This window comes from Streptococcus oralis (assembly GCF_001588645.1).
GTDB classification, from domain to species: Bacteria; Bacillota; Bacilli; order Lactobacillales; family Streptococcaceae; genus Streptococcus; species Streptococcus oralis_AB.
This window is the reverse complement of sequence record NZ_LAYF01000068.1, coordinates 1-300: the sequence shown is the minus strand read 5'-3', so window position 1 is coordinate 300 and position 300 is coordinate 1. Positions and strand designations below refer to the sequence as shown.

The window sequence follows — 300 nt, the reverse complement described above, 5'->3', positions numbered from 1 at the left end:
AAGACGGTCAGGTTCTTGACGATATTACCGAAGCGGTTGAGCATGTAGTCGATGAGAATGGTCGTATCCGGTGCGATAATCCGCTCAGCAGATGAGTGGGAAATATCGCGCTCATGCCAGAGAGAGACATTCTCAAAGGCTGTCACCATGTGGCCACGAATGACACGCGCCAGACCAGTCATATTTTCAGATCCGATAGGATTGCGTTTGTGAGGCATAGCTGAGCTACCCTTTTGACCCTTGGCAAAGAACTCTTCCACCTCGCGCTGCTCAGACTTTTGCAGACCGCGAATCTCAGTC

At 51.0% G+C, this 300-nt stretch carries 1 protein-coding gene; it reads right to left on the bottom strand.

All coding sequences use genetic code 11. The annotated features are described in order from the left end of the window. On the bottom strand, positions 1 to 300 hold a 300-nt coding region (locus A0739_RS09875; protein ID WP_269139521.1), incomplete at both ends, for a lyase family protein.